The sequence below is a fragment of the Bartonella sp. AP11XZML genome (assembly GCF_042196445.1).
Lineage (GTDB): Bacteria > Pseudomonadota > Alphaproteobacteria > Rhizobiales > Rhizobiaceae > Bartonella.
In genome coordinates this window covers 1-2,359 of the sequence record NZ_JBHIQF010000079.1, presented here as the reverse complement: position 1 = coordinate 2,359, position 2,359 = coordinate 1, and the positions used below count along the sequence as shown (strand labels likewise).

General features: G+C 43.9%; 1 protein-coding gene and 1 pseudogene. Both read left to right on the top strand.

All coding sequences use genetic code 11. The features are described 5' to 3' along the window. Positions 1-1,761: pseudogene (locus tag ACFIMG_RS08310) on the top strand (DUF4815 domain-containing protein); the annotation flags it as partial. A 13-nt stretch (positions 1,762-1,774) separates the two neighbouring features. Then, on the top strand, positions 1,775-2,359 hold a 585-nt coding region (locus tag ACFIMG_RS08305; RefSeq protein WP_375678722.1), incomplete at its 3' end, for a Bgr_08870 family protein.

The following is a 2,359-nucleotide window of genomic DNA, read 5'->3' as shown; positions in this document are numbered from 1 at the left end:
CCCCCCCCCAAGTGGTCAATGATGGCACGCGTGTTGCCCCCTATGATGAGATGTGGCGTTATTTTCAACGGATACTCTCTCTTGATCGGTTGATGCAATTAGAGCGCATTAAAAACAATGTTGACTCTAAAGAGCCCGTTGCCAAAAAAGGCATGTTTGTTGACCCTTTTCTCGATGACAATTATCGCGATGAAGGGGTTCCCCAAACAGGGGCTATTGGTCATGGCATTTTACAGCTTGCCATTGATCCAACCTTTTACACCGCCCCCTTAACAGCGCCCGTTACCCTTGACTGGACAAATGAAGTGATCATTGCGCAAGAGTTGACAACGGCTTGCGAAAAAATCAACCCCTATCAAAATTTTGCGACCTTGCCTGGTACAGTAACCCTTGAACCCGCAACAGACTTTTGGCATGAACAGCGCACCGATTGGCTCTCAAGTGTCACCAATCAACTTAATATGGGATGGAATCGCGGGAGAACTATCCGTAACACAGAAGTGCGTGATGACTTGGTCAATGAAATCCGAGAACAAATTGATTTCTTAAGACAAATTACCCTTTCCTTTAAAATTGAAGGTTTTGGCAAAGGCGAAAAACTAGAGAGCCTCACTTTTGATGGTGTGAATGTCTTGCCTAATTATCCCCTTTTTGCCAATTCCTATGGCGTCCTTGAAAGCACTTTTAAAATTCCACAAAACATTACCGCTGGCACAAAAAATGTTATCGCACAAGGCAGAGGTGGAACAATTGCAACGGGGCTTTTTACCGGTCAAGGTGTGATTGATGTGAAAGTGATGCGGCGCACCACCACGGTGAAAATCTGGACACAAGTGGACCCACAAGCGCAAGTTTTTACCCCCGATGAAACACGGCAAATTACCGGTATTGACTTTCATCTTTGCAAAATCGGTAATCAAAACCATGATCTGGTGATTGATTTGGTCACTACGGAAAATGGTTATCCGACCGCCGATATCCAAGCACAAAGCTTTTATTCCATGAAGGGCGCAAAGGCAGGATGGGCAGAGGCACGCTATGATGTACCACTCCTTGTGATGGATGACCGTCTCACCGCCTTTGTGATTAAAACCGATGATAGTAATCATTCTGTCTCTTTAGAAAAGCTTGGGGATTTTGATGCAGAACATCAGAGATATGTTTCAAGTCATCCTTATGTAACGGGACCACGCTTTTCTTCTGTCAATGCGCAGACATGGACCGCCCATCAAGATGAGGCTTTAGCCTTTCGTGTGTTGGCGGCACGCTACACACAAACAGAAAAAACCATTGATCTTGGCACTTTTGACCTTGTTGACTGCTCTGATTTGCAAATACGCGCAGCCATTGAATTGCCTTCAAGTGAGTGTTCTGTCATCTTTGAAATTGAAAGAAATAACGGCACGGTTTACCAACTCCTACCCTTTCAATTACTCAGTCTTACCGAATATATCAGTGAAAAGGTANGAAGCGACCTATGTCACGCGTGCTTTTGCCTTTGGTGAAAAAGCAAGATTGACCAGCTATATCAAAACCTTTTTACCAGGCGGTGCAACCTTCACACTCGAGATGCAGCTGGATGATGGTGCTTTCACCCCTTTGAAATTAGAGGAAACAGAACAACTCGCTGAACCACTTTGGACAGAGCGCAAATTTATCAGTGGTGACAAAACAGCCAAACAAGCGCGCTTAAAACTCACGCTTACCGGTGGACCAGCAGCGCGGTCCATGGTGTGTGATTTTGGCGCTGGCATATTATGAGGGGAAAACAGACATGACAAAAACCAAAAAACTCGACATGGAATTGCCTAAAGAAGGTCGTTTTATCAGTTCTGAATTCCCAATCTTGCGCGAAAACTTGACCAAAATTGATCAAGCTATTGCGGATGTTGAGGAAAAGGTAGAGGGAAAAGCACCTTCAAAACACACCCATAGCATAAGCGATGTTGCAGATCTTGAAGCGGCTCTCAAAGGCAAAATGGCAGCGGATAAAACCTTCTCATTTGCTGATTTAAGCGATATCGAGGGGGCTAAGGACGCGGCTAACAATTATGTTCTCTACAAAGCAAGCAACAATCACTTTACCTTTGGCAGTGCTATCTCTTTGTTTGGCTCTCATCAACATAAGATTGAAGATATTGTGGGGCTCGATAAATTTAGAGCCAAGATCAATGAAGATCTCACAGCCTATGGTCGCCTAAAACAAGCCAATGAATGGCAAAGTTATAATAAATTTACTAGTAAAGTCACTATAAATGGTGGTTTAGAACTGTTGGGTAATTCGTCGTTTAGCCTTATTCATAATGGTGAAACGGTGACAAGTTTAAGCACAAATGGAAGCTTTCTTAAAGGACCTTTG